Here is a 24,379-nt window from a genome sequence, read left to right as displayed (position 1 = left end):
GCCCTTTTTACATGGGAGATTGCTCCCACCGAACGACAAAGATCCGGCAGTTGCCTGAGTGATTACTCGCCCAGGTACGCTGCGCGCACCTTGGGGTCATTCAGCAGTTCCTGACCAGGACCCGTCATGGTGATGAGACCGGACTCCATGACGTAGCCGCGGTCTGCAATGGCCAGCGCACGGCTGGCGTTTTGCTCCACCAGCACGATGGTCACGCCCAGGGCGTACACATCGCGCACCACTTCAAAAATCTTGTCCACCATGATGGGCGACAGGCCCATGGAGGGTTCGTCCAGCAGCAACACCTTGGGCTGGCTCATCAGCGCACGGCCCATGGCCAGCATTTGCTGCTCGCCACCGGACATGGTTCCTGCCAGCTGGTCCTTGCGCTCGCGCAGACGCGGGAAGATGGTGAACATCTTCTCGATGTCAGCCAGGATGCCTGCCTTGTCATTGCGGATGTAGGCGCCCATCTGCAGGTTCTCCGTGATGGTCATGCGTGCGAACACGCCACGGCCTTCCGGCACCATCACCAAGCCCTTCTTCACCAGATCCCAGGCGCCCTTGCCACGGATGCTCTCGCCCAGGTATTCGATGTCGCCATCGTTCATGGGCAGGGTGCCTGTGATGGCTTTCATGGTGGTGGTCTTGCCTGCACCGTTGGAGCCAATCAGCGACACCAGCTCGCCCTCGCGCACCTCAAAGTCCACGCCCTTGACGGCCTGGATGCCGCCGTAGGCCACCTTCAGGCCTTTGACCTTCAGCAGCACGTTATTGGATTTTTCGGCCATTCTCAATGTCCTCCGGTGCCCAGATAGGCCTCAATCACTTTTTCATTCTTCTGCACAGTGGCAGGGGTGCCCTCGGCAATCTGCTTGCCGTAGTCGAGCACCGTCACCCGGTCGCACAGGCCCATCACCAGCTTCACATCGTGCTCGATCAGCAAGATGGTGCGGTTGTCCTTGCGGATCTGGTCGATCAGTTCGCGCAGCTGCACTTTTTCGGTGGCGTTCATGCCAGCGGCAGGCTCATCCAGCGCAATCAGTTGAGGATCGGTTGCCAGGGCACGGGCAATTTCCAGACGGCGCTGGTCACCGTAGCTCAAGGTACGGGCCTTGTAGTCAGCAAACTTGCCGATGCCCACATAGTCCAGCAGCTCTTGCGCACGCTTGGCAATGGCGGCTTCTTCGTCCTTGAAGGCCTTGGTGCGGAAGACCGCGCCCAGCAGGCCGGAGTGGGTACGGATGTGGCGACCCACCATCACGTTCTCCAGCGCTGTCATCTCAGCAAACAGCCGGATGTTCTGGAACGTGCGGGCAATGCCTGCCTTGGCCACTTCATGCACGGCGGTGGGCTCGTAGGGCTTGCCCGCCAGCTCAAAGGTGCCGCTGTCGGGCGTGTACAAGCCGGTGATCACGTTGAAAAACGTCGTCTTGCCAGCTCCGTTGGGGCCGATCAGGCCATAGACCTGACCGCGTTCAATCGTGATGCCCACGTCAGAGAGGGCTTGCAGGCCGCCGAAGCGCTTGGAAATGCCTGCAACCTTGAGCACCACATCGTTGGTTTTTTCTGCCATGTTCTAACTTTCTGCGATGGGTTCAGGTCTTCTGGGTCAGGCTCTTGCCATGCTCGGGGGCGGGCCACAGACCGCGGGGACGCATCAACATGATGATGATCATGGCCAGGGCAATGAGCAACTGGCGCAGGATGGCGGAATCCAGACGGCCATCGGTCATGGCCTGCAGGGGACCGGCCACATAGCGCAGCACCTCAGGCAAGGCAGACAACAAGATGGCACCCAGGATCACACCAGGGATGTGGCCGATACCGCCCAGAACCACCATGGCAATGATCATCACGGACTCCATCAGGCTGAACGACTCGGGCGACACGAAGCCCTGAAAAGCACCGAACATCGCACCCGACACACCGCCGAACGAAGCGCCCATGCCGAAAGCCAGCAGCTTCATGTTGCGGGTGTTGATACCCATGGCCTTGGCGGCGATTTCGTCTTCGCGGATAGCCATCCATGCACGGCCAATGCGGGAGTCCTGCAGGCGGTAGCAGATGATTACGGTCAGCACCACCAGGATCAGGAACAGGTAGTAGTAGAGCGTGACGGAGTTGATATCAAAGCCGAACAGCTCCAGGCGCTTGCCCAGGTCCAGACCAAAGATCTTGACCGAGTCGATCTGGCCGATGCCCTTGGGGCCGTTGGTCAGGTTGACGGGGTGATCCAGGTTGTTCAGGAAGATACGGATGATTTCGCCAAAGCCCAAGGTCACGATGGCAAGGTAGTCGCCGCGCAGCTTGAGGGTAGGCGCGCCCAGCAAGGCTCCGCATACCGCAGCCAGCAACGCCGCCAGCGGAATCACCAGCCATAGCGAGGTGTGCAGCCCGTTGGGGAACATGGCAGCAAACGCCGCAAAGTTGTCTGCCAAGTGGGGCGATGCCATCAGACCAAACAGGTAGGCCCCCACGGCGTAGAACGCCACGTAGCCCAGGTCGAGCAGGCCTGCATAGCCCACCACGATGTTCAGGCCCAGCGCCAGCATGACGTACAGCAGGGCCAGGTCAGCAATACGCACCCAGGCGTTTCCGAAGGATTGCAGGATCAGCGGCAGCACCAGCAGCGCCACGGCGCCGATGATCCAATTGGTTTTGGTGTTCTTCATGGTGAAAGGCTCCTCAGGCGCGATCAGCCACACGCTCACCCAGCAGGCCCGAGGGGCGCAGCGTCAGGATGATGATCAGCACGATGAACGCAAAGATGTCGGTGTAATGGCTGCCCAGCAGGCCGCCCGTGAGGGTGCCGATGTAGCCTGAGCCAATCGCCTCGATGAGGCCCAGCAAAATGCCGCCGACGACCGCACCGGCCAGGTTGCCGATGCCGCCGAACACTGCAGCCGTGAAGGCCTTGAGACCAGGCAGGAAACCCATGGTGTGCTGCGCAGTGCCGTAGTTGGAGGCGTACATCATGCCGGCAATGGCGGCCAGCACCGCGCCGATGATGAAGGTGGCAGAGATCACCATGTCGGGCTTCACGCCCATCAGGGAAGCCACGCGAGGGTTCTCGGCCGTGGCGCGCATGGCGCGGCCCAGGCTGGTGTGGTTGACGAGGTAGACCAGGGAAGCCAGAGCCACTGCCGTCACACCCAGGATCAGGATCTGCGTGGGCGTGATGAACGCGCCACCGATCTGGAAGGGCGAGCTGGGCAGCAGGGTGGGATAGGGCTTGTAGTTGGGCTTCCAGATGATCATGGCCAGCGTCTGCAGCAGGATGGACATGCCGATGGCCGTGATCAGGGGCGCCAGCCGCGGGCTGTTGCGCAGCGGCTTGTAGGCGATCTTCTCGATCGTGAAGTTGAGGGTGGCAGCGACCACGCAGGCGATCAGCGTTGCCAGCAGCAGGATGACCCAGCCTGGCGCGCCGGGCATGGCCCCTTGCATCAAGCCAATACAGCTCCAGCTTGTGAGTGCACCGATCATTAGCACTTCGCCATGGGCGAAATTGATCAGTTGAATGATGCCGTACACCATGGTGTAGCCCAAGGCTATCAAGGCGTACATGCTGCCCAATACCAGACCGTTGATGATCTGCTGCAGCAAAATGTCCATAAGAAAAGTCCTTCGTTTGTGACGTGCCCATCGTGCAGGCACCGGGATCGGTGCAGCCTTTTGGGCCCGACTGCCATCTAGCAAAAAACCCGCCAGAAATGCAGCTGTGCGGGTTTGTGGTCGGGATTGTAGCCAGTAGTGGATTCGCCTCCACGCCAGTGTTGGCGGGGTTTTCCCGCGGATTTGCGCTTCATCAGGTGCAAACGCTATTCATAAGGAATTTTGATGCAGCCGTGAACATTGGTTTGCAAACTTATTACCAGACCTATGCAATATCGGCATAACCATCCCGTTTGGACAGTTGCCGAGGCCGTTTTCAGCCCTCCGCAAGGGGATTTTCAGACTCGGCCCGGGCGGCCTCGTTGCGTTCGCGCAGATCACGCAACTTCTGCGCAATCTTGATCTCCAGCCCCCGCTCCACCGGCTCATAAAAGCCGGGGTCAGCCATGCCATCAGGCAAATAGCGCTCGCCCGCCGCAAAACCGCCCTCCTCGTCGTGCGCGTAACGGTAGCCCTTGCCGTAATCCAGCTGCTTCATGAGCTGGGTGGGCGCATTGCGCAGGTGCATGGGCACGGGGCGTGTGCCGTCCTGCTTCACCCAGGCCCTGGCTGCGTTGTAGGCCTTGTAGACGGCGTTGGACTTGGGGGCCACAGCCAGGTACACCACGCACTCGGCCAGTGCCAGCTCGCCTTCAGGTGAACCCAGGCGCTCGTACACCTCGGCAGCATCCAGCGCCAGACGCAGGGCACGGGGATCGGCCAGGCCAATGTCTTCGCTGGCCATGCGCACCAGGCGGCGGGCCATGTAACGGGGGTCTGCTCCGCCGTCGAGCATGCGCACCAGCCAGTACAGCGCGGCATCCGGGTCAGAGCCGCGCACCGATTTGTGCAGCGCACTGATGGTGTCGTAGAACTGCTCGCCGCCTTTGTCGTAGCGGCGCATGCGCTCGCCCAGCACCTTGAGGAGCCAGGCGTCGGTGATCTCTGCCAGCTTCTCCTGCGTGGCGGCCATGGCCAGGGTTTCGAGCGTGTTGAGCAACTTGCGCGCGTCCCCATCGGCATAGGCCACCAAACGGTCGATTGCTATGCTTTCCATAGCTGGTACCGCTTGCCTGGATTGCGCCAGCGCCACAATCTGCTTCAAGTCCTCAGCAGACAGCGGCTGCAGCACATACACCGCCGCGCGCGAGAGCAATGCTGAGTTCACCTCAAACGAAGGGTTCTCAGTGGTGGCGCCAATGAAGGTGAACAGGCCGCTTTCCACATGAGGCAGAAACGCATCCTGCTGGCTCTTGTTGAAGCGATGTACCTCATCCACAAACACCAGCGTGCGCTGCTGCATGAGCCCGTCGCGCGCGGCTTGCGCACGTTCCACCGCGTCACGGATGTCCTTGACCCCGCCCAGCACCGCGCTGATGCTGATGAACTGCGCATCAAACGCATCGGCCATCAGCCGTGCAATGGTGGTCTTGCCCACGCCAGGAGGACCCCACAGGATGCAACTGTGCGGGCGGCCGGACTCGAACGCCAGGCGCAATGGCATGCCAGGCCCCAGCACATGCTGCTGGCCGATCACCTCGGCCAGGGTACGGGGCCGCAGGCTTTCCGCCAATGGCTGGTGCAGCCCTGAAGTGCTGGAGGGTTCAGACGTTTTGCGGCTCATAAGCAAAGAGATGAGGCCAACAGCCGCCCCGGATGAGAGCCTGCTGGAAAAGGAGAAACAAAACCAGAGACAAAACAGCTGGCCGCGCTTGAAAACAAAGCGCAGCCAGCTATCTTAAATATAGCATCGAGTCACTTTGGCAAAGCGGCTGCTGACTGCTGCAAGCCGATGAAGCCAACGCGACTCAGGCACTTCTCATCACAAGCCACGGCCATCACCTACCAAGGCACAGCAGACCTCAACGGGAGTCACGAGGACGAGTGGCGCGCAAACCGCGCCGCATCACCTCGTACTGACGCGCTTACTGCTTGACCACATCAGCCCCGGCTGGAGGCTTGAACTGAAAGGTGCCTGCTGGCAAGGAGGGATTGACCTGCATCCCCTTGAAGCGGATGGCCGAACGCTGGCCAAAGCTGTCCACAATGTCGAGGGCCGCCAACTGCTCCCCCGCAAAGCCCACGCGCACGCTCTGCAGTTGCCCGTCCTTGGCCTTGGGGCTGGCCTGTACCCATTGCAGGCCATCCTGGTCCGGGGCCGATTCGAGGGTGAAGTCTGCCTTGAGGGCAGCAATGTCGGCCGCAGAGGCAATCAGTGCTGCGGGCGTGGAGCCCAGCGCCTGCGCCTGCGAGCGCTGGGTGACCTGGTTCAGGTCCACATCCAGCAACCACAGGGTTTGACCATCGGCCACGATGGTTTGTTCAAAAGGCTTCTGGTAGACGAACTTGAAGCGCCCGGGCCGCTGGAATTCGAACGTGCCGCTCGAAGTTTTGCTGCGTGCAGCCTGCCCGTCTTTAGGAGGCGAGGTGACCACCTGCGTGAACTCTGCCTTGCCGGTGTGCACGCCCTTCATGAAGGTTTCCAGGCTTTTTAGCCCGTCAGCGCTTGCAGAACCAGAGCTGGCAGCTATCAAAATTGCAGCAAATTTCTTCTTCATGCAGTTCCTTGTGTGAACGGAGGGACGGAATCCAGGATCCTGTCTTGCCTCCGTGACTGACCCGGTTATTCGCGGGCGGGCACCAGCACTTCGCGCTGGCCGCTGGCGGTGAGGGCACTGACAAGACCGGCTTTCTCCATGTCTTCGAGCAGGCGGGCCGAGCGGTTGTAGCCGATGCGCAGCTTGCGCTGCACGTAGGAGATGCTGGCCTTGCGGTCTTTCAGCACCACCTCGACCGCCTGGTCATACATGGGGTCTTTTTCGCCACCTTCACCCCCACCGTCTCCAGACAGATCACCGTCACCGTCCACAGTTCCGCCTTCGAGCACGCCCTCTATGTAGTCCGGCTCCCCTTGTTCCTTGAGGTAACTGACGACACGGTGTACTTCTTCGTCCGACACGAAGGCACCATGCACGCGGATCGGCAAGCCGGTGCCGCTGGCCATGTAGAGCATGTCACCCATGCCCAGCAGGGCTTCGGCCCCCATCTGGTCGAGGATGGTGCGGCTGTCAATCTTGCTGCTGACCTGGAACGCAATGCGGGTGGGTATGTTGGCCTTGATCAGGCCGGTGATCACATCCACGCTGGGGCGCTGGGTGGCCAGGATCAGGTGAATACCGGCCGCCCGCGCCTTCTGCGCCAGGCGGGCAATCAGCTCTTCAATCTTCTTGCCCACCACCATCATCAGGTCGGCCAGCTCGTCGATGATGACCACGATGTGCGGCAGACGCTGCAGCGGCTCGGGCTCTTCGGGCGTGAGGCTGAAGGGGTTGTAGATGAACTCTTCCTTGGCTTTGGCTTCGTCGATCTTGGCGTTGTAGCCCGCCAGGTTGCGCACACCCAGCTTGGACATGAGCTTGTAGCGGCGCTCCATCTCGGCCACGCACCAGTTCAAGCCATGGGCGGCCTGCTTCATGTCCGTGACCACCGGGGCCAGCAGATGTGGAATGCCTTCGTAGACGGACATTTCCAGCATCTTAGGGTCGATCATCAACAGGCGCACATCGCGCGCCTCGGCCTTGTAGAGCAGCGAGAGGATCATGGCGTTGATCCCCACCGACTTGCCCGAGCCCGTGGTACCGGCCACCAGCACATGGGGCATCTTGGCCAGGTCGGCCACCACCGGGTTGCCCACAATGTCCTTGCCCAGCCCCATGGTGAGCATGCTCTTGGCCTCGTGGTAAATCTGCGAGCCCAGGATTTCGGACAGACGAATCGACTGGCGCTTGGCGTTGGGCAGCTCCAGCGCCATGTAGTTCTTGCCCGGAATGGTCTCCACCACCCGGATGGACACGAGGCTGAGCGAGCGGGCCAAGTCTTTGGCCAAACCCACAATCTGCGAACCCTTCACGCCCGTAGCGGGTTCGATCTCGTAGCGTGTGATCACGGGGCCGGGCATGGCGGCCACCACGCGCACTTCCACGCCAAAGTCCTTGAGCTTCTTCTCGATCAGGCGGCTGGTCATCTCCAGCGTGTCGGCAGAGACGGTTTCCTGCTTCTGTTGTGGGCCGTCCAGCAGGTCCACCATCGGCAGCTTGCTGTCGGGCATGTCGGTGAACAGGGGCTTTTGCCGCTCTTTCACGACGCGGGTGCTTTGCGGTGCATCCACCAATACGGGCTCGATGATCTGCACGGGCTCGGGGTGGTGCTCTTCGCTTTCGGTGCGCTCTTCACGCACCACCACTGCGCGCTCGCGCGCCGCCTTGCGGCCCACGGCCACGTCTTTGGCCACTTCACGCTGGGCCAGACGGGACTGAACCAGGGCATCAATGCGCCCGCCCAGCCATTCCGCCACGCGCCCCCAGGAGAAACGGAACACCATGGAGGCACCCAGCACCAGCAAGACGATGCAGACCAGCCCCGACCCGGTGAAGCCGAGCCATTTCATGCTGTTCAGGCCCATGGTGTAGCCCAGCACACCACCGCCATGCCCACCGGGAAGATAAGGCTCGAAGCGATACAGGCGCGACCATTCCAGTGCAGAGCTGGCACTGACCAGCAGCGCCAAGCCCACCCAGAACACCAGCCTGCGCACAGCGGGCGTAGGCGCATCGGGGGGCATCTCCCCGCCACGCATCCAGCGGGCCAAAGATGCAAACCACGCGCAGATGGCGGCCGCCACGCACCACCACACCGAAAAGCCCATCGCAAAGTAGCTGCCGTCCGCCAGCCAGGCACCCAGGCGCCCCGCCCAGTTGGACACCATGCGTGATGAACTGACCCCGGAAGAAGACCAGGAGGGATCCTGGGCCGAGTAGCTGATCAGCGCCAGCAGCCAGAAAACCAGGGCCAGCAGCCCCACCAGCAGACTCACTTCATGCCCGAACCGGGCAACGCCGGTGCGGGGGGGCGATTTGGCCGCCGCAGATGCATTCAAGGTATTGAGGGAATAAGTCATAAAACGTGCCGGGCGAGCTTACCCCATGGGCGGGTGGGCGCTGGCAGCTCCAGCAGGGCCGTGCGCACGCCATTCACCGCAGTTCAGTACACCTCAGTTCAGTGCGTTCAGTCGCTCCTTGAGCAGCGTGGCCCCGTTGGGGAGCGTCTGGATAAATGCGCGCTCCTCCAGGTCCTTCATCACGCGGCTGACCATCTCACGGGACGCACCCACCATCTTGGCCAGATCCTGGCGCGAGATTTTCTCGCGGATGATCCACTGGCCCTGGGCATCCTGCACCGCAAAATCCAGAAGGGCATGGGCCACCCGCCCATACACATCCAGTAACGCCAGTGACTCAATTTTTCGGTCTGCATGGCGCAGCCGCTTGACCAGCCCGCGCATCACCACCAGCGACATGGATGCGTTTTCAGACAGGCAACGGGCAAAGTCGTTACGTCCCAGCAAGAGCACATCCGTCTGTACTTCAGCTCGCACGGTGGCCGAGTGCGGCTCGTTGTCGATGATGCTCATCTCGCCGATGTAGTCCCCTGGCCCGAGCGTGGCAAGAATGACTTCGCGGCCGCGGTTGTCGGCAGAGACCACCCGGGCACGCCCCGTCAGCAAAATGGCCAGCGCGTTGGACTTTTGCCCCTGCTCCACCAAGACCTCTCCGCGCTTGAAACGGCGTTTGGTCACGGCACCGCTGATCACCTCGGCCTGTGTCACTGTCAGCAGTGAAAACAACGGCACCCTGCGCAGCAGGTCGAGGTTGGACAACATCGTCGACATGGAATGACTTCTCCCGAACAAGGAGGCGCATCGCGCCCGTTAGCCGCCGGATGGCAGAAATGAACCCAGAGCCTGCAACACCTGTATGGAGTGCCCGCACGGGGCTAGCACGCCCGCTGAATGCATGCGCGGCCCGAAAAGATATCCATGGCCGCCCTGTGCTTCGCTGAGGGCATCCCGAGAGATTACAAGCAGGTTCTTACAATCGTACCGATTGAAAACACCCTGCACTGCCGCCCATTGTCCGGGCGGATACTTGGCAGGTTCTCGTTATTTTCCAACAGTGCCCGCAGCCCGGGCGCGCACCACACAGGCTTGTACCATGTCTACCACCCAACACGCGAAAGTTCTGATCCTCGGCTCTGGCCCTGCTGGCTACACCGCAGCCGTGTACGCAGCCCGTGCCAACCTCAACCCCGTGCTGATCACCGGCATGGCCCAGGGCGGGCAGCTGATGACCACGACCGAAGTGGATAACTGGCCTGCCGACGTGCACGGCGTGCAAGGCCCGGACCTGATGCAGCGCTTTCTGGAGCACGCAGAGCGCTTCAAGACCCAGATCATCTTTGACCACATCAACAAGGTCGACTTCAGCAAGCGCCCCTTCACCCTCACCGGCGACAGCGGCACCTACACCTGCGACTCACTGATCATCGCCACCGGCGCATCGGCCAAATACCTGGGCCTGCCCTCTGAAGAGGCCTTCATGGGCCGCGGCGTGTCGGGCTGTGCCACCTGTGACGGTTTCTTCTACCGCGACCAGGATGTGTGCGTGGTGGGTGGCGGCAACACGGCGGTGGAAGAGGCTCTGTACCTGTCCAACATCGCACGCAAGGTCACCCTGGTGCACCGCCGCGACAAGTTCAAGGCAGAGCCCATTCTGGTCGACAAGCTCAACGAAAAGGTCGCTGCGGGCAAGATCGAACTCAAGCTCTTTCACACGCTGCACGAAGTGCTGGGCGACGACACCGGCGTAACAGGTATCCGCATCAAGAGCACGCAGGACGGCAGCACCCAGGATGTGGAGCTCAAGGGCTGCTTCATCGCCATCGGCCACGCGCCTAACACCGACATCTTCCAGGGCCAGCTGGAAATGGACAACGGCTATATCGTCACGCAGGGCGGCCTCAAGGGTTTTGCCACGCAGACCAGCGTGCCCGGGGTGTTTGCCGCAGGCGACGTGCAAGACCATGTGTACCGCCAAGCCATCACCAGCGCAGGCACGGGATGCATGGCCGCACTGGACGCGCAGCGCTTTCTTGAACAAGAAGGTTGATCAAAATTTAAGCTGCAGGCTATAATCTGCGGCTTTGCTGAATCCAGCCCGTTCATGCAGCGGGTTTTTTGGTTTCAACAATCGGGTTACCGCCACCCTTTCTGGCGAGGTGAGGCCGCAAGCCATCCTGGGGACAACGACTCCGGGGCCCAGCGAGCGGCCGTTATAAAAGTATCGGAGTGTCCTCATGGCACGCGTCTGCGACGTAACGGGCAAGAAGCCCATGGTCGGGAACAACGTTTCCCACGCCAACAACAAAACCAAGCGCCGGTTCCTGCCGAACCTGCAATATCGCCGTTTCTGGGTGGAAAGCGAAAACCGTTGGGTTCGCCTGCGCGTTTCCAGCGCTGCCCTGCGTTTGATCGACAAGAACGGTATCGACTCCGTGCTCGCAGACCTGCGTGCACGTGGCCAGGCTTAAGGAGTAGCACCATCATGGCAAGCAAAGGCGGACGCGACAAGATCAAGCTGGAATCCACTGCGGGTACCGGCCACTTCTACACGACGACCAAGAACAAGAAGACCATGCCCGAGAAGATGCTGATCATGAAATTTGATCCCAAGGCTCGCAAGCATGTGGAATACAAGGAAATGAAGCTGAAGTAATTCAGCCCGTTGCCCCCAAAAAAGCCGCCCGGCAGCAATGCTTGGCGGTTTTTTTATGCCCGTTTTGACGCTCGCTGCTGTGGAACAGCCAGCGATGTGGCTCAAGCAGCCCGGTGAATCCGAGGCTGCTGCAACTGCTGGTCCATCAGCTCACCCAGCGTGCGATAACCCGCCTCCACCTGGGGTGTGAACGGCATGCCGCAGCTCAGACGCAAAAAATGCTCGTACCGCCCTGTGTTGGAGAACATGGGTCCTGGCGCGGTGCGTATTCCGGCACGCAGCGCTTGGTCATACAGCAAGGTGGTCGAGATACCCTCGGGCAACTCCAGCCACAGGCTGAGCCCGCCGGGCGGAAGGCTCAACCGAGTGCCTTGTGGAAAGTAGCGTGCAATCGCCCGTGCCGCCTGCTCGCGCTGCAAGCGCAGTTGCACGCGCATGCGGCGCAAGTGGCGTTCATAGCCGGGGGAATTCACACTGCGCGCCGCCAGCAGTTGTGACCATGTCTGCATGTTGCGCGTGCTCGCAAACTTGAGCATCTGCACACGCGCATGCCAACGGCCTGCACTCATCCACCCTTGGCGCAAGCCCGGTGCAAAGCTCTTGCTGAGTGAGGCGCAATAGATCACCTGCCCGGCATCTCCGGGTTGGTCCCACGCCTTGACAGGGCGTAGCGGGTGAGGCGATTCCACAAACTCCCGGTAGATATCGTCTTCAATCAGCGCCAAACCGTACTCCACACACAAGGCGACCAGCCGCTGCTTGTGGCTGTCAGGCATGACACTGCCCTGGGGCATTTGCAAATGTGGCACGACCACCACGGCCTTGAGGCGCGGCTCATTGCGTGCCGCCAGTTCCAGCGCTTCCAGGGACATGCCGGTATGGGGGCTGCACGGGATTTCCAGCGCACGCAGGCCTCGCACCTCGATGGCCTGCAAGATGCCAAAGAACGTTGGCGACTCCACTGCAATCACGTCGCCCGGCTCCGCCACAGCATCCAGCGCCAGATTGACCGCCTCGGAATTGCCCAGTGTGGCGCTCACATCAGACGGCGCAATGCTCAACCCAAAACCCAGCGCATGGCGCGCCATGGCCTGCTGAAACTCGGGATGGGTGGTAGGGGCCGAGGGGCCGTAGACCAGAATGTCCGGCTGCTCACGCAGCAGCGTGTGCGCCAACCGGTTGAGGGCCTGCGCGTCAAACAGGCTCGGCGCCGGCATGGCACTGCCCAGGTCCAGCGGCAAGGGGCCTGCCCTGCGGGCCTTGTCCAGAAACAGGGAGATGCGCTCGTTGATGCCCGCAAACACACGGGGGTCGCTGGGCAGGGGTTCGTGCAACTCGGGCTCGCGCGCCCGGGGCAATGCCATGCCACCCCGCTCCCGCACGAAGTAGCCCACGCGCTCACGCGCTTCCACGCAGCCCTGTGACTCCAGATGACGCAGCACCTGCAGCGCGGTGGTCAGGCTGATGTCATGGCGCTGGCACAGCTCACGCACCGAAGGCAGACGCATACCAGGCTGCAGGCTGCCGGACGCAATGGCCTGCTCATACAAAGCAGCCAGACGGCGATAACGGGGGGAATCGGTGCGGTTTTCAGAACGGGTCATGGCAAGCACGAAGTCTGTCGATCAGCGCCTGTTCAGGGACGACAACGATCATGCCTGCGCGGCAGCCAACGCAACAGATACAGAACAGGCGCATCTGCACCATAACAGCACGCGCAAGAGAGCAACTGTTCTACCTGCCAGTGACCCGCTGTGTGTCTGCCGCAAAAGCCGCACTTTTTTTACGCTGGAGGCCCTTGTTTCTGCACCAAAGGAGCCTCCATGCAGCCCCAGCACACCATCCAGAGCGTCCCACCCTCCTCCTTCACCCTGCAGATCGGAAACTGCCAGCCCGTGCTGACTTGCCTGCGCAAGGGGGCAAGCTTGCAGGTCCTTGAAGGCAGCGTGGAAGCATCGCTGGGGCCGCTGCTGTACGGACAGGTGTTGGCAGCAAGAACACTGACGTTGCACCCGGGCCAGATTCTGGAGGTCGACGCAGACGAATCCGCGACATGGGTGCGCCTGCAGCACCGGGGCGAAGGCATGGCACGGCTGCTGTGCACCGAGCCTGCTGCAGACCCGGCGTGGGAAGTGAGCAAACTCATCCACGCCCTGCGCCGGGCATGGATGAAATTTCAGCGCTGGAGCCGTGGCGTGCCCCAGCGCGGCAAATCAGGCCTGGGCAGATCGCAGGCGTAGCGAGAAATCACGCAGGGCAGCGATCCCGCTTTCCTCGGCACGACGGCACCAGGCCTGCAGGTCTGCTGTCAGCTGCTCACGCGACTGGGACGTGTTGAGCCAGAGCTGGCGCAGTTCCTCGCGCATGGTGACCATCTTGTCCAAGGCAGGATAAGCCGCACGCACCTGGGCAAGCTGGGGCAGCGCCACCGCCGGCACTTTCTCAGCATCGCGGTGCAGCCAGCGCTTGGCGGCCTTGAGAACCGAGACATCTCCATGCCTGGCCTTGAGGGCGGCCATTTCATCCTTGCACGCCTGACGCACACCGCGGGCGTAACCGGCCATCATCTCGTAGCGGTTGGCAATCAGGGCCTCCAGCGTCTTTTCATCAGCCACCGGTTTGACCTCGCCCAGTTGCAGCTTGGGCGGCACCTTTTTGACGGTGGCCCAGCCCACCTTGCGCATCAGGCTGATGTAGACCCAGCCAATATCAAATTCGTAGGGTTTGACCGAAAACTTGGCGGCCGTGGGATAGGTGTGGTGGTTGTTGTGCAGTTCCTCCCCACCAATGATGATGCCCCAGGGGGAGAGGTTGGTGCTGGCGTCTTGCGCCTCAAAGTTGCGGTATCCCCAGAAGTGCCCCACCCCGTTGACGACACCCGCAGCCCAGAAGGGAATCCACGCCATCTGCACCGCCCACACGGCGGCACCTGCAGCGCCAAACAACGCCAGGTTCAGCACCAGCATCAGGCCCACGCCTTGCCAGGTAAAGCGGCTGTACACATTCCGCTCCATCCAGTCGTCAGGGGTGCCATGACCGAACTTTTTCAGTGTTTCTGCATTTTTGGCCTCAGCCCGGTACAACTCGGCCCCGCGCCACATCACAGTGTCCAGACCCCGGGTTTGCGGGCTGTGGGGGTCGTCCACCGTTTCGCATTTGGCGTGGTGCTTGCGGTGGATGGCCACCCATTCCTTGGTCACCATGCCGGTACCGACCCACAGCCAGAAGCGGAAGAAATGGGAGGGGATGGCGTGCAGATCCAGCGCGCGGTGGGCCTGCGCCCGGTGCAGGAAGATGGTCACGGCGGCAATCGTGACATGGGTGGTGGCCAGGGTATACAGCACGATCTGCCACCAGGTCAGATCCCACAGGCCATGGCCCAGCCAGTCCACTGCGGCATTCAGTACCGCCCAATCGGGTAACAACATAACTTCCTCAACTCTCTCACGCAGGCAAACTGCTCACTGGCCCACACCAGATGGTGTGCCAGTCCATTGTAGGCATCCACCCGGCAGGGTGGTTCAGGGTTTCACCGCAAGGCGCGGGGTCTTGAGAGCGACTCACACAACCCCGCCTGCGTTCGCAGTTTTAACGCTTGCGTTCCCACACGGCGGCGAAGAAGCCATCCGTCTGGTGCCGGTGGGGCCACAGGCGCAGGTAGGTGGTCCCCGTCTCGCCGCCGCTGCACAGGCTGGCGGCCTGCTCTACCTTGAGCTGGGTGAGGACTTCGCCCGCATCCAGCACGGCAAAGTCAGCGTGTGCGGCGCTGAAAGCCTGGGCAATAGCTTCGTTCTCCTGAGGCAGGATGCTGCAGGTGGCATACACCAGGCGCCCCCCGGGCTTGAGCAGGCGGGCAGCGCTTTCCAGGATGGCGGTCTGCTTGTCCACCAGCTCCTGCACTGCCTTGGCAGACTGGCGCCACTTCAGGTCTGGATTGCGGCGCAGCGTACCTAGGCCCGAGCAAGGGGCATCCACCAGCACCCGGTCGATCTTGCCCGCCAGGCGCTTGATGCGCTCATCGCGCTCGTGGGCGATGGCGGCGGGGTGGATGTTGGACAACCCGCTGCGGGCCATGCGGGGTTTGAGCGCGTCCAGCCGGTGGGCCGACACGTCAAACGCATACAGGCGGCCTGTGCTGCGCATGGCGGCACCAATGGCCAGGGTCTTGCCACCGGCACCGGCGCAGAAGTCCACCACCATCTCGCCCCGCTTGGCGTCAAGCAGCAGGGCTAGCAATTGCGAGCCCTCGTCCTGCACCTCGATCGCGCCCCGCGTGAAGGCATCGAGCTTGGTCAGCGCAGGCTTGCCCTCAATGCGCAAGCCCCATGGAGAGTACGGAGTCGCTACTGATTTGATAGCTGCCTGCGCAAGCTCCTTCTGCACATCCGCCCTTTTTTCTTTGAGGGTATTGACGCGCAGGTCCAGCGGTGCGTTCTGCGACAGGCTTTCTGCCAGCGGCCAGAACTGATCCCCCAGTTGCTCCTTGAGCGGCGGCACCAGCCACTCGGGCAGGTTGTGGCGGTGGCGTTCCATCAGGTCATCCGGGCGGATGCTGTCGCACTGGTCAAGCCACTTCTTCTCCTGCTCGGTCAGCGCACTCTTGAGAAAGTCGCGGGGGCCGTGGAACCCCAGGATGGCCATGCGGCGCTCCTTGGGCCCCGAGCCTGAGGGGGCCAGATGGTCGAACAGCAGCTTCTTGCGCAGCACGGTGTAGACCGTTTCGGCCAGCGTGGCCCTCTCGCGGGGCCCCAGGCCCCGGTTGTCGCGGAAGTAACGGGAAACCACCGCGTCGGCGGGGTGTTCAAACGTGAGAGTGAGCCTGACCAGTTCGGCGCAGGCATCAAGGAGAACTTTGGGATGCATTCCCCGATTGTCCCACTGTGCAGGGCCAAGGGCTTCGCGCAGGGCCTGCCACAACTGCTGGCAGGCCCTGCAGCGCACCCCGTAGAGCCTTCAGCGCGAGAATTCAGCGCGAAAAAACAGGATCAAAGGCGTAGCGCCGGATTTCCTTGATCGTCGGGTCCTCACCCGCCCACAACACCAGCACAGGCCCGGGCAGGTTGAGTGAGCGTTCCAGCCAGCGGCACAGCTCGTACCGGTCCTCATCGTCCAGGCGGGGCACATCCACAAACAGCAAATAGGCACGCCGCTGAGGATGCTCGCGCAGGTTCTTGCGCACCAGCCAGGCGCCTGTGATGGGCGTGCAACGGGCCAGCTCGGCCTGGAGTTCACCCAGTTCAAACTCGCTGAGATCGTGGCGGGCGATGTGGTTGAAATAGGCGGAATTCGTCAACTCCTCCCACGCACGCTCTTCGGATTCTTGCGCACGCTCCAGCCGCTTGCGCCACTGCTTGAAGGCCGCAGCATCATGGTCGTAGCCGATGCGCGGCGTCTCCAGCTCGGCCAGCGCGGTGCGGGCAGCCCACCAGCGGTCGTTGCTGCCCGCGTCCCACAGGCGGTGCAGGCAGGCCAGCTTGGCGGCTCGGTCTCCCTCCGGCAGGCAGGTCACCAAGCCACGCAAAGCACCTGGGTGTTCTGCGCTGCGCTCCAGCGCCAGTTCGTACAGCGGGCGCACATCGGCCCGGGGGTCCAGGTGCTTGCGCAGGCGTGCCAGCTCCACCAGCTCTGCCGCACTGGCCTGCGGCACCCCAGCCTGCAGCACGTCGGCCCGCGCACGCACGCGCTGCAGCCAGGCGTGGTGCAGCTTCCACTCGGTGGCATTCGCAGTGCACCACTGGCGGTCAAAGTGCGCAATCCAGCGCTTGGGCTCCTTGCCCAGCAAGGCCAGTGCGCTGCCACGCGACCATTCCGGCAAGGTGGGGGCGGCGTCCAGCGCCTCCAGCCGGTCACGCAGGCCGGGGTGGGTGTCGTCCAGGTTGCTCAGGCGCTTGAGGGCCTGGCGCAGTGCGTCGTTGGCAAAGGCAGCATCCGGCGCATCGGCCAGCAGGCGGCGCATGCCGCGGTAGGGGCCCACGGGTAATGGGTTGGAGGCCGCAGCGCACCAATGGTCGCGCCAGAATTCCGCCTCCAGCCAGCGGCCGCGGATTTCAACTTCGATCAGCGCAGCAGCCATCACCTCGCGCCCCGACAGGCGGCCCGCCACGTTGTCGGCCTCGTATTCATCCTGCCGGGCCAGCGCAAAGGTCTTGGCCGCAAAGCGCGGAAAGTACCAGCGCAGGAAGGCTTCGGTAGCGGCCCCGGCCACGCCGCCGTTGTCGCCCAGGCTCTTGTTGAGCTGCATCCACGACCAGCGGGTGCGGTAAATCCATGCGCCAAAGCGGCCATGGTCTCCGCGCAAATGCCCGTACTCATGGGCCAGCACAGACAGGAAGCGGCTGCGGTCCAGCGCCATGAGCAGCGGTAGCCCGATCACCAGGTAATTGACGCCACCGCCGAACAAGCCATAGCGCGGAATCTGCTGGATGGCTGCGTTGAAATCGCCGTTGAGCAGCACATGGTCAATGGCCGGGCCTTTGATCTTGCGGCGAATGCGGTTGAGCGCCTCGAACAGCTCGGGCGCTTCCTCGGCCGTGATCTCCTCACCTTCGGGCGGGGCCATGCGCATCCACAACGCCCGCAGGCTGACCCACAGCAGACTGCCTGCGGCCACCAGCAACCACAACAGCATGAACCGCACGCGGCCATGCATCATCTGAGACACTACCCAGCCCATCAGGGCGATGGCCAGCACAAAGCAGCCCACCACCCAGGCGTATCCCAGGGCGGCAAAAAAGGCGACGCTGCGCCGATAGGCGCGGCTGTTCTCGGCGCTGTCCTGCTCACTGGTGCGCACCAGGTGCACAAAATCTGCCCATTCCACGGCTGGCTTCCTCCCTGTCACTTTTTTATGGGGTCCATCGATCGTTGGCCCCCTTGGCAATGCAACCCACCATGGTAACGATGAACGAAGAACTCCCCTCTTTCACCCCCACCCCACCCGGCCTGTATCGGCATTACAAGGGCATGCTGTATGAGGTGCTGGACACCGCCCGGCACAGCGAAACTCTGGAGCCCATGACGGTGTACCGCGCACTGTATGGCGAACACGGCCTGTGGGTGCGGCCCGCTGCCATGTTTGCCGAGCAGGTCTGTATCGACGGCGTGTGGCAGCCGCGATTCGCCCCGTGCAATAGCGCAGACAAGCCTGCCTGAGATTTGCTGAGCAGCAGGCGCTATGGATTCAGGAGCTGCCCGCGCTTGATGGATGAGCGCTACAGCCCATTTTGACTCAAAGAGCCTGTTCAGACATCTCTGGTGGCAAGCCCGCCCGCGGGAGCCACACCCGCGCCAGCAAGCCACCGCCGGGCGCGTTGGACAGGCGCAGCTCGCCACCGTGGCGGCGCACGATGTCCTGCGCAATGGTCAGGCCCAGGCCCACGCCGCCACTGCCGCGGTTGCGGGAAGCCTCCACGCGGTAGAACGGGGCCATCACCCGCGCCAGCTCCGCCTCGGGCAGACCGGGACCGTGGTCGCGCACGGCAATCACCAGGCCAGCGGGCTCGTCTTGCAACGTGACTTCGGCGCTGCCCCCATAACGCACCGCATTGCCGACCAGATTGTCGAGACACCGGCGCAGGGCCCCGGCCTGCACGGCCAGCGGTTGCGCCTGCCCTTGCACCGTCACGGCGTGCCCCATGTCCATCTGATCATCGGCCAGGCTGTGGGCCAGCGCCGCCACATCCAGGCGAACCCAGGGTTCCGCCTGCGCCACCCCGCGCAGGTAGTCCAGCGTGGCGGTGATCATGGCGTCCATCTCGGCAATGTCGCGGCCAAAACGCTCCTGGTCCTGCGGGTGGGGCAGTGCTTCTGCGCGCAGGCGCAGGCGGGTCAGCGGGGTGCGCAGGTCGTGCGACACCGCGGCCACAAACCCGTCGCGATCAGCCAGCTGCTGGCGCAGCCGCGCCTGCATCTGGTTGAACACACGGCTGGCGTCACGGCACTCTGCAGGGCCGTCCTCAGGCAAGGTCGGGCGGTCCAGGTTGCGCCCCAACTCTTGCGCTGCGCTGGCCAGGCGGTGCATGGGTTGCGCCAGCCAGCGTGCCGCCCACCAGGCCACCGCCAGCAGCACGGCCAGCCGCACGCCAATGTCCAGCAACAGGCCCAGCTTCAGGCGCGGGGGCGCATCCATCACCTGCGCGATGCTGGGCGGGCCCGGCGGACGAGGGGGCTGCAGCCGTGCAGCGGGGGCGGGGTGCCCCACGCCTGCGGCCTCTGCGGGGCTGGGCGGAGGGGCCTTCACATCGATCACATCGGACGGGGCTGACGAAGGGGGAGCAGGCCCCTGCCATGCCCCCGCGCCCGGCGCACCAGGCGGCGGTGGTGGACGCAACTCCCACATCAGCGACAAGGCCAGCACATGGCTGGCGAACACGGCCACCAGCAGCAACAACGCCAGCCGACCAAACAGCGTGGAAGGCACCAGCCACCGGGCCAGCGCCCGAAAGGCAGACCGCAGCGGCTGCAGGCTCAGCGCAGCCATCCCACCTGCCCTTGCAGGGACTGCACATGGAACAGGTAGCCCGCGCCGCGCACGGTGCGGATCATCGACGGAGAACGCGGGTCGTCGGCCAGCTTGGTGCGCAGGCGTGAGACAAGCAGATCGATGCTGCGCTCAAACGCATCCATGGCACGGCCCCGGGCCTGCTCCATGAGCTGATCGCGGCTGAAAATGCGCCGGGGCATGCGCAAGAAGGTACACAGCAGTCGGAACTCTGCGTTGGACAAGGGCACCACCACGCCCTGCGGAGACAGCAGATGGCGCTCCACGCAATGCAGCTCCCAGCCGTCAAAACGCACCACTTCGTCCGGCCCTGTAGAGGCCGGGGTGCCATCGGCGGCAAGGCGGCGCATCACGGTCTGGATGCGGGCCACCAGTTCACGCGGCTCAAAGGGTTTGGCCATGTAGTCGTCGGCCCCCATCTCCAGCCCCAGCACGCGGTCGTAAGGGTCGGCCCGGGCGGTGAGCATGATGATGGGCAGCCGGGAATGCTGGCGCAGCTCACGCGCCAGCGTGATGCCATCGGTGCCGGGCAACATCACGTCCAGCACCACCAGATCTACTGCATGCGACGACAGCATGGCGCGCATCGCGGTCGCATCCCCCGCGGCCAGTGTGTGGTAGCCAAAGCGGGCCAGGTAATCGGTCAACAGGGTGGTGATTTCGACATCGTCGTCCACCACCAGAATGGTGTGCATGGGCGCAGGCAGGGGGTTGTAACCGGGCAAGTGTAGGCAAGCCCCATCGGCCCACTTGGCCAGATCTGGGGGGCTTTTACCCCCCAATTCCGCCCATGAAAACGGGCTTTGTATCGACCTTGGTACAAACCGGACAAACGCCATTGACACACGCCACCAACAATGGGCTGCAGGCTGCACAACCCACCCGCGCCACCCAGCGCGGACGGGCTGGACAGCCCCGAGGGCCTTGGGTGGCAAGCCGTTGCGCAGTTGCTGCACAAGACCCGCAAGGCAGCGCTGCGCCAGGCTTGCGCCCGCCCCGCACACGGCCTCCGGTCATGTGAAGGCACGTGCGCCCTCCAGGCTCAGCGCTGCCTCCACCCATGGAACGAAAGGAACGACGATGACGACCATCAGTAGCGTCAGCAGTGCCTGGTCCAGTGCCAGTGTCCAGCGGGCGAGCCGCCCTGGGCCCTCGCCGGAGCGACTGCTGTCAAAGATAGATGCCGACGGAAGCGGCGGCGTAGACAGCACAGAGCTGCAAGGCTTGCTGGACAAGGTGGCCAAGAAGACGGGCGTGACAGGCGACACCAGTGCGTCCGATCTGCTCACCCAGTTCGATGCCAACGGTGACGGCAACCTCAATGCCGATGAGCTGGGCAAGACCATGGAGAGCCTGATGCCAGCGCGCTCCACCATGGACTTCGCCCAGGCGCGCAGTGCAGATGCCAGCAGCAGTGCAAGCAACGCAACCAGCGCAAGCAGTGCAAAGGGCCAGGCTGGAGATGATCTGTTCGGCAAGGTGGACAGCGATGGCGATGGCTCGGTCAGCAAGACCGAACTGCAGGCCCTGCTGGAGGCCATGTCGGGCGGCACGGCCAGCAAGACCGGGGTGAGCAGCGATGACGCGTTTGCTGCGCTGGACGCCGATGGCGACGGAAGCCTGAGCCAGGCAGAGTTCGATGCAGGCCGTCCATCCGGCGATGGCCCGCAGGCAGGCGGTATGCCGCCACCCGGTGGCCCTGGCGGCCCCGGTGGAGCGGGTGGCCCGCGTGGCGCAGGTGGGGCCCAGGCCTCCAGCGAGAGCACCACCTACGATCCGCTGGATACCAACGAAGATGGCGTCGTGTCGATCGCCGAACGACTGGCGGGCAGCTCGTCCACCTCGGGGCAGGACGCCATCACGGCGCTCTTCAATGCCATCGACACCGACGGCGACCAGAGCATCAGCTCTGCAGAAAGCCAGTCGTTCATCGACCAGCTGACCAGCCAGTTAAAGCCATCGGCCAGCAACGCTTCGGGCCAGTCCTCAAGCAGCAACAAGGACGGAAGCCAGAGCACTGACCTGGCCCGGCTGGCCGACTTTGCGCGCCAGCAGTACGCCCGTGCCGCCAACGACTGGAGCGCATCAAGCCGCGCCAGCACCCTGAGCGCCGTGGCCTGACAGGGACCGAGTCTTCCCCGGACTTTCGCCCCACCCGACCGGCCAGACCTGCCGGTCAGCGGGGCAAGGCCCGATTTCACAGGTTTCTGGCTGCGTGGTGCGATTCGCCCGTCAGTTGACGAGCCACGCAGGCCAGAGCCTCTGTGCATCCACTCCAGTTCATTAAAAACGCTTGTGGCGCTCTTGGACAGAGCGCTACAAGCTATCTATTTGGTAGCAAAAGCATTTCCGATAGTGTTGCCCAGAGCGCCTGAACAGCACCACAGCCTGACCAGTTCAAGGCTGAACTGATTGTTCGCCACCGGACTACCCCTTGCCTCCCGCGCGTCCTACAGCCAGCTCCCTCGCTGGCGAATACGCTGACCTCCATCCTGCCGGCAGCCTGCAGTAGCCTCATGCACAGCCGCACACGCCACCCTTCTGCACCAACCGGGTAGCAAGGCTGAGTGGAGGTGAAAGTGGAGATGAAAAGCGCAGCATGGGCATGCTCCCTTGCCTTGCCCATCACGCATCTCAGGCCCCGGCGCCCAACCCACCCATGTCAGGAGGTATCTATGGGCTATCTACTCCAGGGGCTGTTTGGAGAACGATCTCTCACCAAAGTGGTAGGGCTGTATGCCCACCAGAGCCAGGCAGAAAAGGCACTGGCGCAAGTCGCAGGCCTTGGCGGCCTGCGTTCCGCACAGGTGCGGCTGCTGGGCCCCAGCGATGCACACGCCCCCCACCGCGAAATCTTTTCGCACGCACTGGAACCCGAAACCCAGGGCATTGCCCGCACGGTGTTCCAGACCCACCTGGTGGGGGGCATGGCAGGCGCTGTGGCCGGTCTGGCGTTGTACACGTGGTTTTACCGGGCAGGACATCCCATGGTGGCCAGCAGCCCGCTGCTGGCGTTCATCGCGCTGGTGGGCTTCAGCATCACATTCGGGCTTCTGGCGGGCGGCTTTTTGTCGATGCGGCCAGACCATATCCGCCTTATCACCCGCGTGCGCTCGGCCCTGCGGCACAACCATTGGGCGGTGGTGGCGCACCCCACCACGCCAGAGCAGACGGCGCGCGTCAAGGCCGTGCTGCACGACAGCGCAGCCGAAGTGATTTCCACGCTGTAACGTGGCGTGGGCAGCTCAGCCCAGTTGCTGCACCAGGGCGCGCACCGCGCGGGGGTAAATGATGTGCTCTTGCGTCAGCACCCGCGCCGCCAGGGTTTCGGCGGTATCTCCGGGCAGCACAGGCACGACAGCCTGGTCCAGGATGGGCCCCACATCCAGCTCGGCCGTCACCTGGTGCACGGTGACACCCGCAAATTTGCAACCTGCATCAATGGCGCGCTGGTGCGTGTGCAGCCCGGTAAAGGCCGGTAGCAATGAGGGATGGATGTTGATGAGGCGACCCGCGTAGTGCGCCACGAAACCCGGCGTAAGGATGCGCATAAAGCCCGCCAGCACGACGAGCACGGGCGCAAACTCATCCAGCTGGGCCGCCAGGGCAGCGTCAAAGGCCTCGCGGCTGGGGTAAGCCTTGTGGTCCAGCACGGCAGTGGCAATGCCCTGCTCCTGCGCAAACACGAGCCCACCGGCATCGGCCTTGTTGCTGACCACGGCAGCGATGCGCACGCCATAGCGCCGCTCCCACTGTTCCTGCTGTGCGGTTTTGACGATGGCCGCCATGTTGGAGCCCCCGCCAGAGATCAAAATCACAATGTTCTTCATTTGCCCGCGATTATCCCAGCCATGTCATCCCTCACCCCCTACAGCCCCGCCACCCGTCCCCTCACCCCTGTGGAAGCCCGCGTGCTGGCCACGTTGATGGAGAAAGCCCGCACGGTGCCCGACAGTTACCCCATGTCGCTCAACGGGCTGGTGACCGGCTGCAACCAGAAGACCAGCCGCGACCCGGTGATGCAACTCACCGAAGCCCAGGCACAGGAGGCGCTGGACGCGCTGAAGCTGCTGACGCTGGTGTTCGAGAGCAGCGGCAACCGCACCACGCGGTGGGAACACAACTTTCAGCGCGGCGTGGGCGTGCCGGACCAGGCGGCTGCGCTGCTGGGCCTGCTGATGCTGCGCGGCCCCCAGACCGCAGGCGAGCTGCGCATCAACGCCGAACGTTGGCACCGGTTTGCCGACATCTCGTCAGTGGAAGCGTTTTTGGACGAGTTGCAAAACCGCAGCGAAGAAAAAGGCGGCCCCTTGGTCGTGCTGCTGCCACGCGCCCCCGGCGCGCGCGAGCCGCGCTGGGCCCACCTGCTATGCGGCCCGGTAGACACCAGCCAGCAGGCCTACGGCGGGCACCCAGCCCCCTCGCTGGACACCCCTGCCCCCGCCCTGCAAGCCCGTTTGCAGGCCCTGGAGGACGAAGTGGCCGAGTTACGGGGCACGGTGCAGCGCCTATGCGACGAGCTGGGCCTGCGCGATTTGCCGCCCATGTCACCACCCGGACAGCCATAAAAAGAACGACCGTGCTACAACTACAAGATCATTAGGAGACACGC

24 protein-coding genes are annotated in these 24,379 nt (G+C 63.3%); 9 read left to right on the top strand and 15 right to left on the bottom strand.

What is annotated here, in order from left to right; all coding sequences use genetic code 11:
- Nucleotides 1-62: 62 nt before the first annotated feature.
- The 8 genes from AACH87_RS07240 to AACH87_RS07205 form a co-directional block, all read right to left on the bottom strand.
- On the bottom strand, nucleotides 63-791 hold the full coding sequence (locus AACH87_RS07240; protein ID WP_338798101.1) for an ABC transporter ATP-binding protein: 729 nt from the start codon (nucleotides 789-791) through the stop codon (nucleotides 63-65).
- A 2-nt stretch (nucleotides 792-793) separates the two neighbouring features.
- A complete protein-coding gene (locus AACH87_RS07235; RefSeq protein WP_338798100.1) occupies nucleotides 794-1,576 on the bottom strand; it encodes an ABC transporter ATP-binding protein in 783 nt (260 codons plus the stop codon).
- A gap of 22 nt (nucleotides 1,577-1,598) precedes the next feature.
- Nucleotides 1,599-2,675, bottom strand: a complete 1,077-nt coding sequence (locus tag AACH87_RS07230) for an ABC transporter ATP-binding protein (protein ID WP_338798099.1) — start codon at nucleotides 2,673-2,675, stop codon at nucleotides 1,599-1,601.
- Nucleotides 2,676-2,688: 13 nt separating this feature from the next.
- Nucleotides 2,689-3,618 (bottom strand): branched-chain amino acid ABC transporter permease, encoded by a 930-nt coding sequence (locus AACH87_RS07225; protein ID WP_338798098.1) that lies wholly within the window; start codon nucleotides 3,616-3,618, stop codon nucleotides 2,689-2,691.
- 316 nt (nucleotides 3,619-3,934) lie between these two features.
- Nucleotides 3,935-5,281: a replication-associated recombination protein A gene (locus AACH87_RS07220; RefSeq protein WP_338798097.1), complete on the bottom strand. Its 1,347-nt coding sequence runs from the start codon at nucleotides 5,279-5,281 to the stop codon at nucleotides 3,935-3,937.
- A 301-nt stretch (nucleotides 5,282-5,582) separates the two neighbouring features.
- The gene (gene lolA, locus AACH87_RS07215) at nucleotides 5,583-6,215 is read right to left on the bottom strand and encodes an outer membrane lipoprotein chaperone LolA (RefSeq protein WP_338798096.1); all 633 of its coding nucleotides are present in this window, start codon (nucleotides 6,213-6,215) and stop codon (nucleotides 5,583-5,585) included.
- A gap of 65 nt (nucleotides 6,216-6,280) precedes the next feature.
- Nucleotides 6,281-8,614 (bottom strand): DNA translocase FtsK 4TM domain-containing protein, encoded by a 2,334-nt coding sequence (locus AACH87_RS07210; protein WP_338798095.1) that lies wholly within the window; start codon nucleotides 8,612-8,614, stop codon nucleotides 6,281-6,283.
- Between the two features lie 93 nt (nucleotides 8,615-8,707).
- A complete protein-coding gene (locus tag AACH87_RS07205; RefSeq protein ID WP_338798093.1) occupies nucleotides 8,708-9,385 on the bottom strand; it encodes a Crp/Fnr family transcriptional regulator in 678 nt (225 codons plus the stop codon).
- A 322-nt stretch (nucleotides 9,386-9,707) separates the two neighbouring features.
- Here AACH87_RS07205 and trxB point away from each other — a divergent pair, with 322 nt between their 5' ends.
- From trxB to rpmG, 3 genes are all read left to right on the top strand, one after another.
- Nucleotides 9,708-10,661, top strand: coding sequence for a thioredoxin-disulfide reductase (gene trxB, locus AACH87_RS07200; protein WP_338798091.1), 954 nt, complete (start codon nucleotides 9,708-9,710; stop codon nucleotides 10,659-10,661).
- A gap of 187 nt (nucleotides 10,662-10,848) precedes the next feature.
- On the top strand, nucleotides 10,849-11,082 hold the full coding sequence (rpmB, locus tag AACH87_RS07195; RefSeq protein WP_005797187.1) for a 50S ribosomal protein L28: 234 nt from the start codon (nucleotides 10,849-10,851) through the stop codon (nucleotides 11,080-11,082).
- Nucleotides 11,083-11,096: 14 nt separating this feature from the next.
- A complete protein-coding gene (gene rpmG, locus AACH87_RS07190) occupies nucleotides 11,097-11,267 on the top strand; it encodes a 50S ribosomal protein L33 (protein ID WP_008904999.1) in 171 nt (56 codons plus the stop codon).
- Between the two features lie 101 nt (nucleotides 11,268-11,368).
- On the opposite strand, the gene AACH87_RS07185 is transcribed toward rpmG, so the two are convergent.
- Nucleotides 11,369-12,871 (bottom strand): PLP-dependent aminotransferase family protein, encoded by a 1,503-nt coding sequence (locus AACH87_RS07185; protein WP_338798086.1) that lies wholly within the window; start codon nucleotides 12,869-12,871, stop codon nucleotides 11,369-11,371.
- A gap of 219 nt (nucleotides 12,872-13,090) precedes the next feature.
- Here AACH87_RS07185 and AACH87_RS07180 point away from each other — a divergent pair, with 219 nt between their 5' ends.
- Nucleotides 13,091-13,507 carry a hypothetical protein gene (locus AACH87_RS07180; RefSeq protein WP_338798085.1) on the top strand — a complete coding sequence of 139 codons (417 nt, stop codon included), beginning with the start codon at nucleotides 13,091-13,093 and terminating at the stop codon, nucleotides 13,505-13,507.
- On the opposite strand, the gene AACH87_RS07175 is transcribed toward AACH87_RS07180, so the two are convergent.
- From AACH87_RS07175 to AACH87_RS07165, 3 genes are all read right to left on the bottom strand, one after another.
- A complete protein-coding gene (locus AACH87_RS07175) occupies nucleotides 13,481-14,695 on the bottom strand; it encodes a fatty acid desaturase (RefSeq protein ID WP_338798084.1) in 1,215 nt (404 codons plus the stop codon). The genes AACH87_RS07180 and AACH87_RS07175 overlap by 27 nt on opposite strands.
- A 160-nt stretch (nucleotides 14,696-14,855) precedes the next feature.
- Nucleotides 14,856-16,130 (bottom strand): RsmB/NOP family class I SAM-dependent RNA methyltransferase, encoded by a 1,275-nt coding sequence (locus AACH87_RS07170; protein ID WP_338798083.1) that lies wholly within the window; start codon nucleotides 16,128-16,130, stop codon nucleotides 14,856-14,858.
- A 103-nt stretch (nucleotides 16,131-16,233) separates the two neighbouring features.
- Nucleotides 16,234-18,087: a M48 family metallopeptidase gene (locus AACH87_RS07165; protein ID WP_338798082.1), complete on the bottom strand. Its 1,854-nt coding sequence runs from the start codon at nucleotides 18,085-18,087 to the stop codon at nucleotides 16,234-16,236.
- Nucleotides 18,088-18,158: 71 nt separating this feature from the next.
- Between AACH87_RS07165 and AACH87_RS07160 the strand changes: the two genes are divergently transcribed.
- Nucleotides 18,159-18,419, top strand: a complete 261-nt coding sequence (locus tag AACH87_RS07160; protein WP_338798876.1) for a DUF1653 domain-containing protein — start codon at nucleotides 18,159-18,161, stop codon at nucleotides 18,417-18,419.
- A 76-nt stretch (nucleotides 18,420-18,495) separates the two neighbouring features.
- Here AACH87_RS07160 and AACH87_RS07155 read toward each other — a convergent pair whose 3' ends face one another.
- A complete protein-coding gene (locus tag AACH87_RS07155; protein ID WP_338798081.1) occupies nucleotides 18,496-19,746 on the bottom strand; it encodes an ATP-binding protein in 1,251 nt (416 codons plus the stop codon).
- On the bottom strand, nucleotides 19,734-20,462 hold the full coding sequence (locus AACH87_RS07150) for a response regulator (protein WP_338798080.1): 729 nt from the start codon (nucleotides 20,460-20,462) through the stop codon (nucleotides 19,734-19,736). The genes AACH87_RS07155 and AACH87_RS07150 overlap by 13 nt, the downstream gene beginning before the upstream one ends.
- Before the next feature lie 95 nt (nucleotides 20,463-20,557).
- Between AACH87_RS07150 and AACH87_RS07145 the strand changes: the two genes are divergently transcribed.
- From AACH87_RS07145 to AACH87_RS07135, 3 genes are all read left to right on the top strand, one after another.
- On the top strand, nucleotides 20,558-20,788 hold the full coding sequence (locus AACH87_RS07145; RefSeq protein WP_338798079.1) for a hypothetical protein: 231 nt from the start codon (nucleotides 20,558-20,560) through the stop codon (nucleotides 20,786-20,788).
- A gap of 59 nt (nucleotides 20,789-20,847) precedes the next feature.
- Nucleotides 20,848-21,888, top strand: coding sequence for a calcium-binding protein (locus tag AACH87_RS07140; RefSeq protein ID WP_338798078.1), 1,041 nt, complete (start codon nucleotides 20,848-20,850; stop codon nucleotides 21,886-21,888).
- A gap of 554 nt (nucleotides 21,889-22,442) precedes the next feature.
- Nucleotides 22,443-22,997: a hypothetical protein gene (locus tag AACH87_RS07135; protein WP_338798077.1), complete on the top strand. Its 555-nt coding sequence runs from the start codon at nucleotides 22,443-22,445 to the stop codon at nucleotides 22,995-22,997.
- Nucleotides 22,998-23,012: 15 nt separating this feature from the next.
- Here the strand turns inward: AACH87_RS07135 and purN are convergent, their stop codons facing one another.
- On the bottom strand, nucleotides 23,013-23,597 hold the full coding sequence (gene purN, locus AACH87_RS07130; protein WP_338798076.1) for a phosphoribosylglycinamide formyltransferase: 585 nt from the start codon (nucleotides 23,595-23,597) through the stop codon (nucleotides 23,013-23,015).
- 21 nt (nucleotides 23,598-23,618) lie between these two features.
- Between purN and AACH87_RS07125 the strand changes: the two genes are divergently transcribed.
- Complete coding sequence (locus AACH87_RS07125) at nucleotides 23,619-24,335, top strand: YceH family protein (protein WP_338798075.1); 717 nt, start codon at nucleotides 23,619-23,621, stop codon at nucleotides 24,333-24,335.
- The last annotated feature ends 44 nt before the right edge of the window (nucleotides 24,336-24,379 follow it).

This window comes from Acidovorax sp. DW039 (assembly GCF_037101375.1).
Classification (GTDB): Bacteria; Pseudomonadota; Gammaproteobacteria; order Burkholderiales; family Burkholderiaceae_C; genus Acidovorax.
Note: the sequence above shows the minus strand (reverse complement) of the source record. Positions and strands in the feature narration are given on the sequence as shown.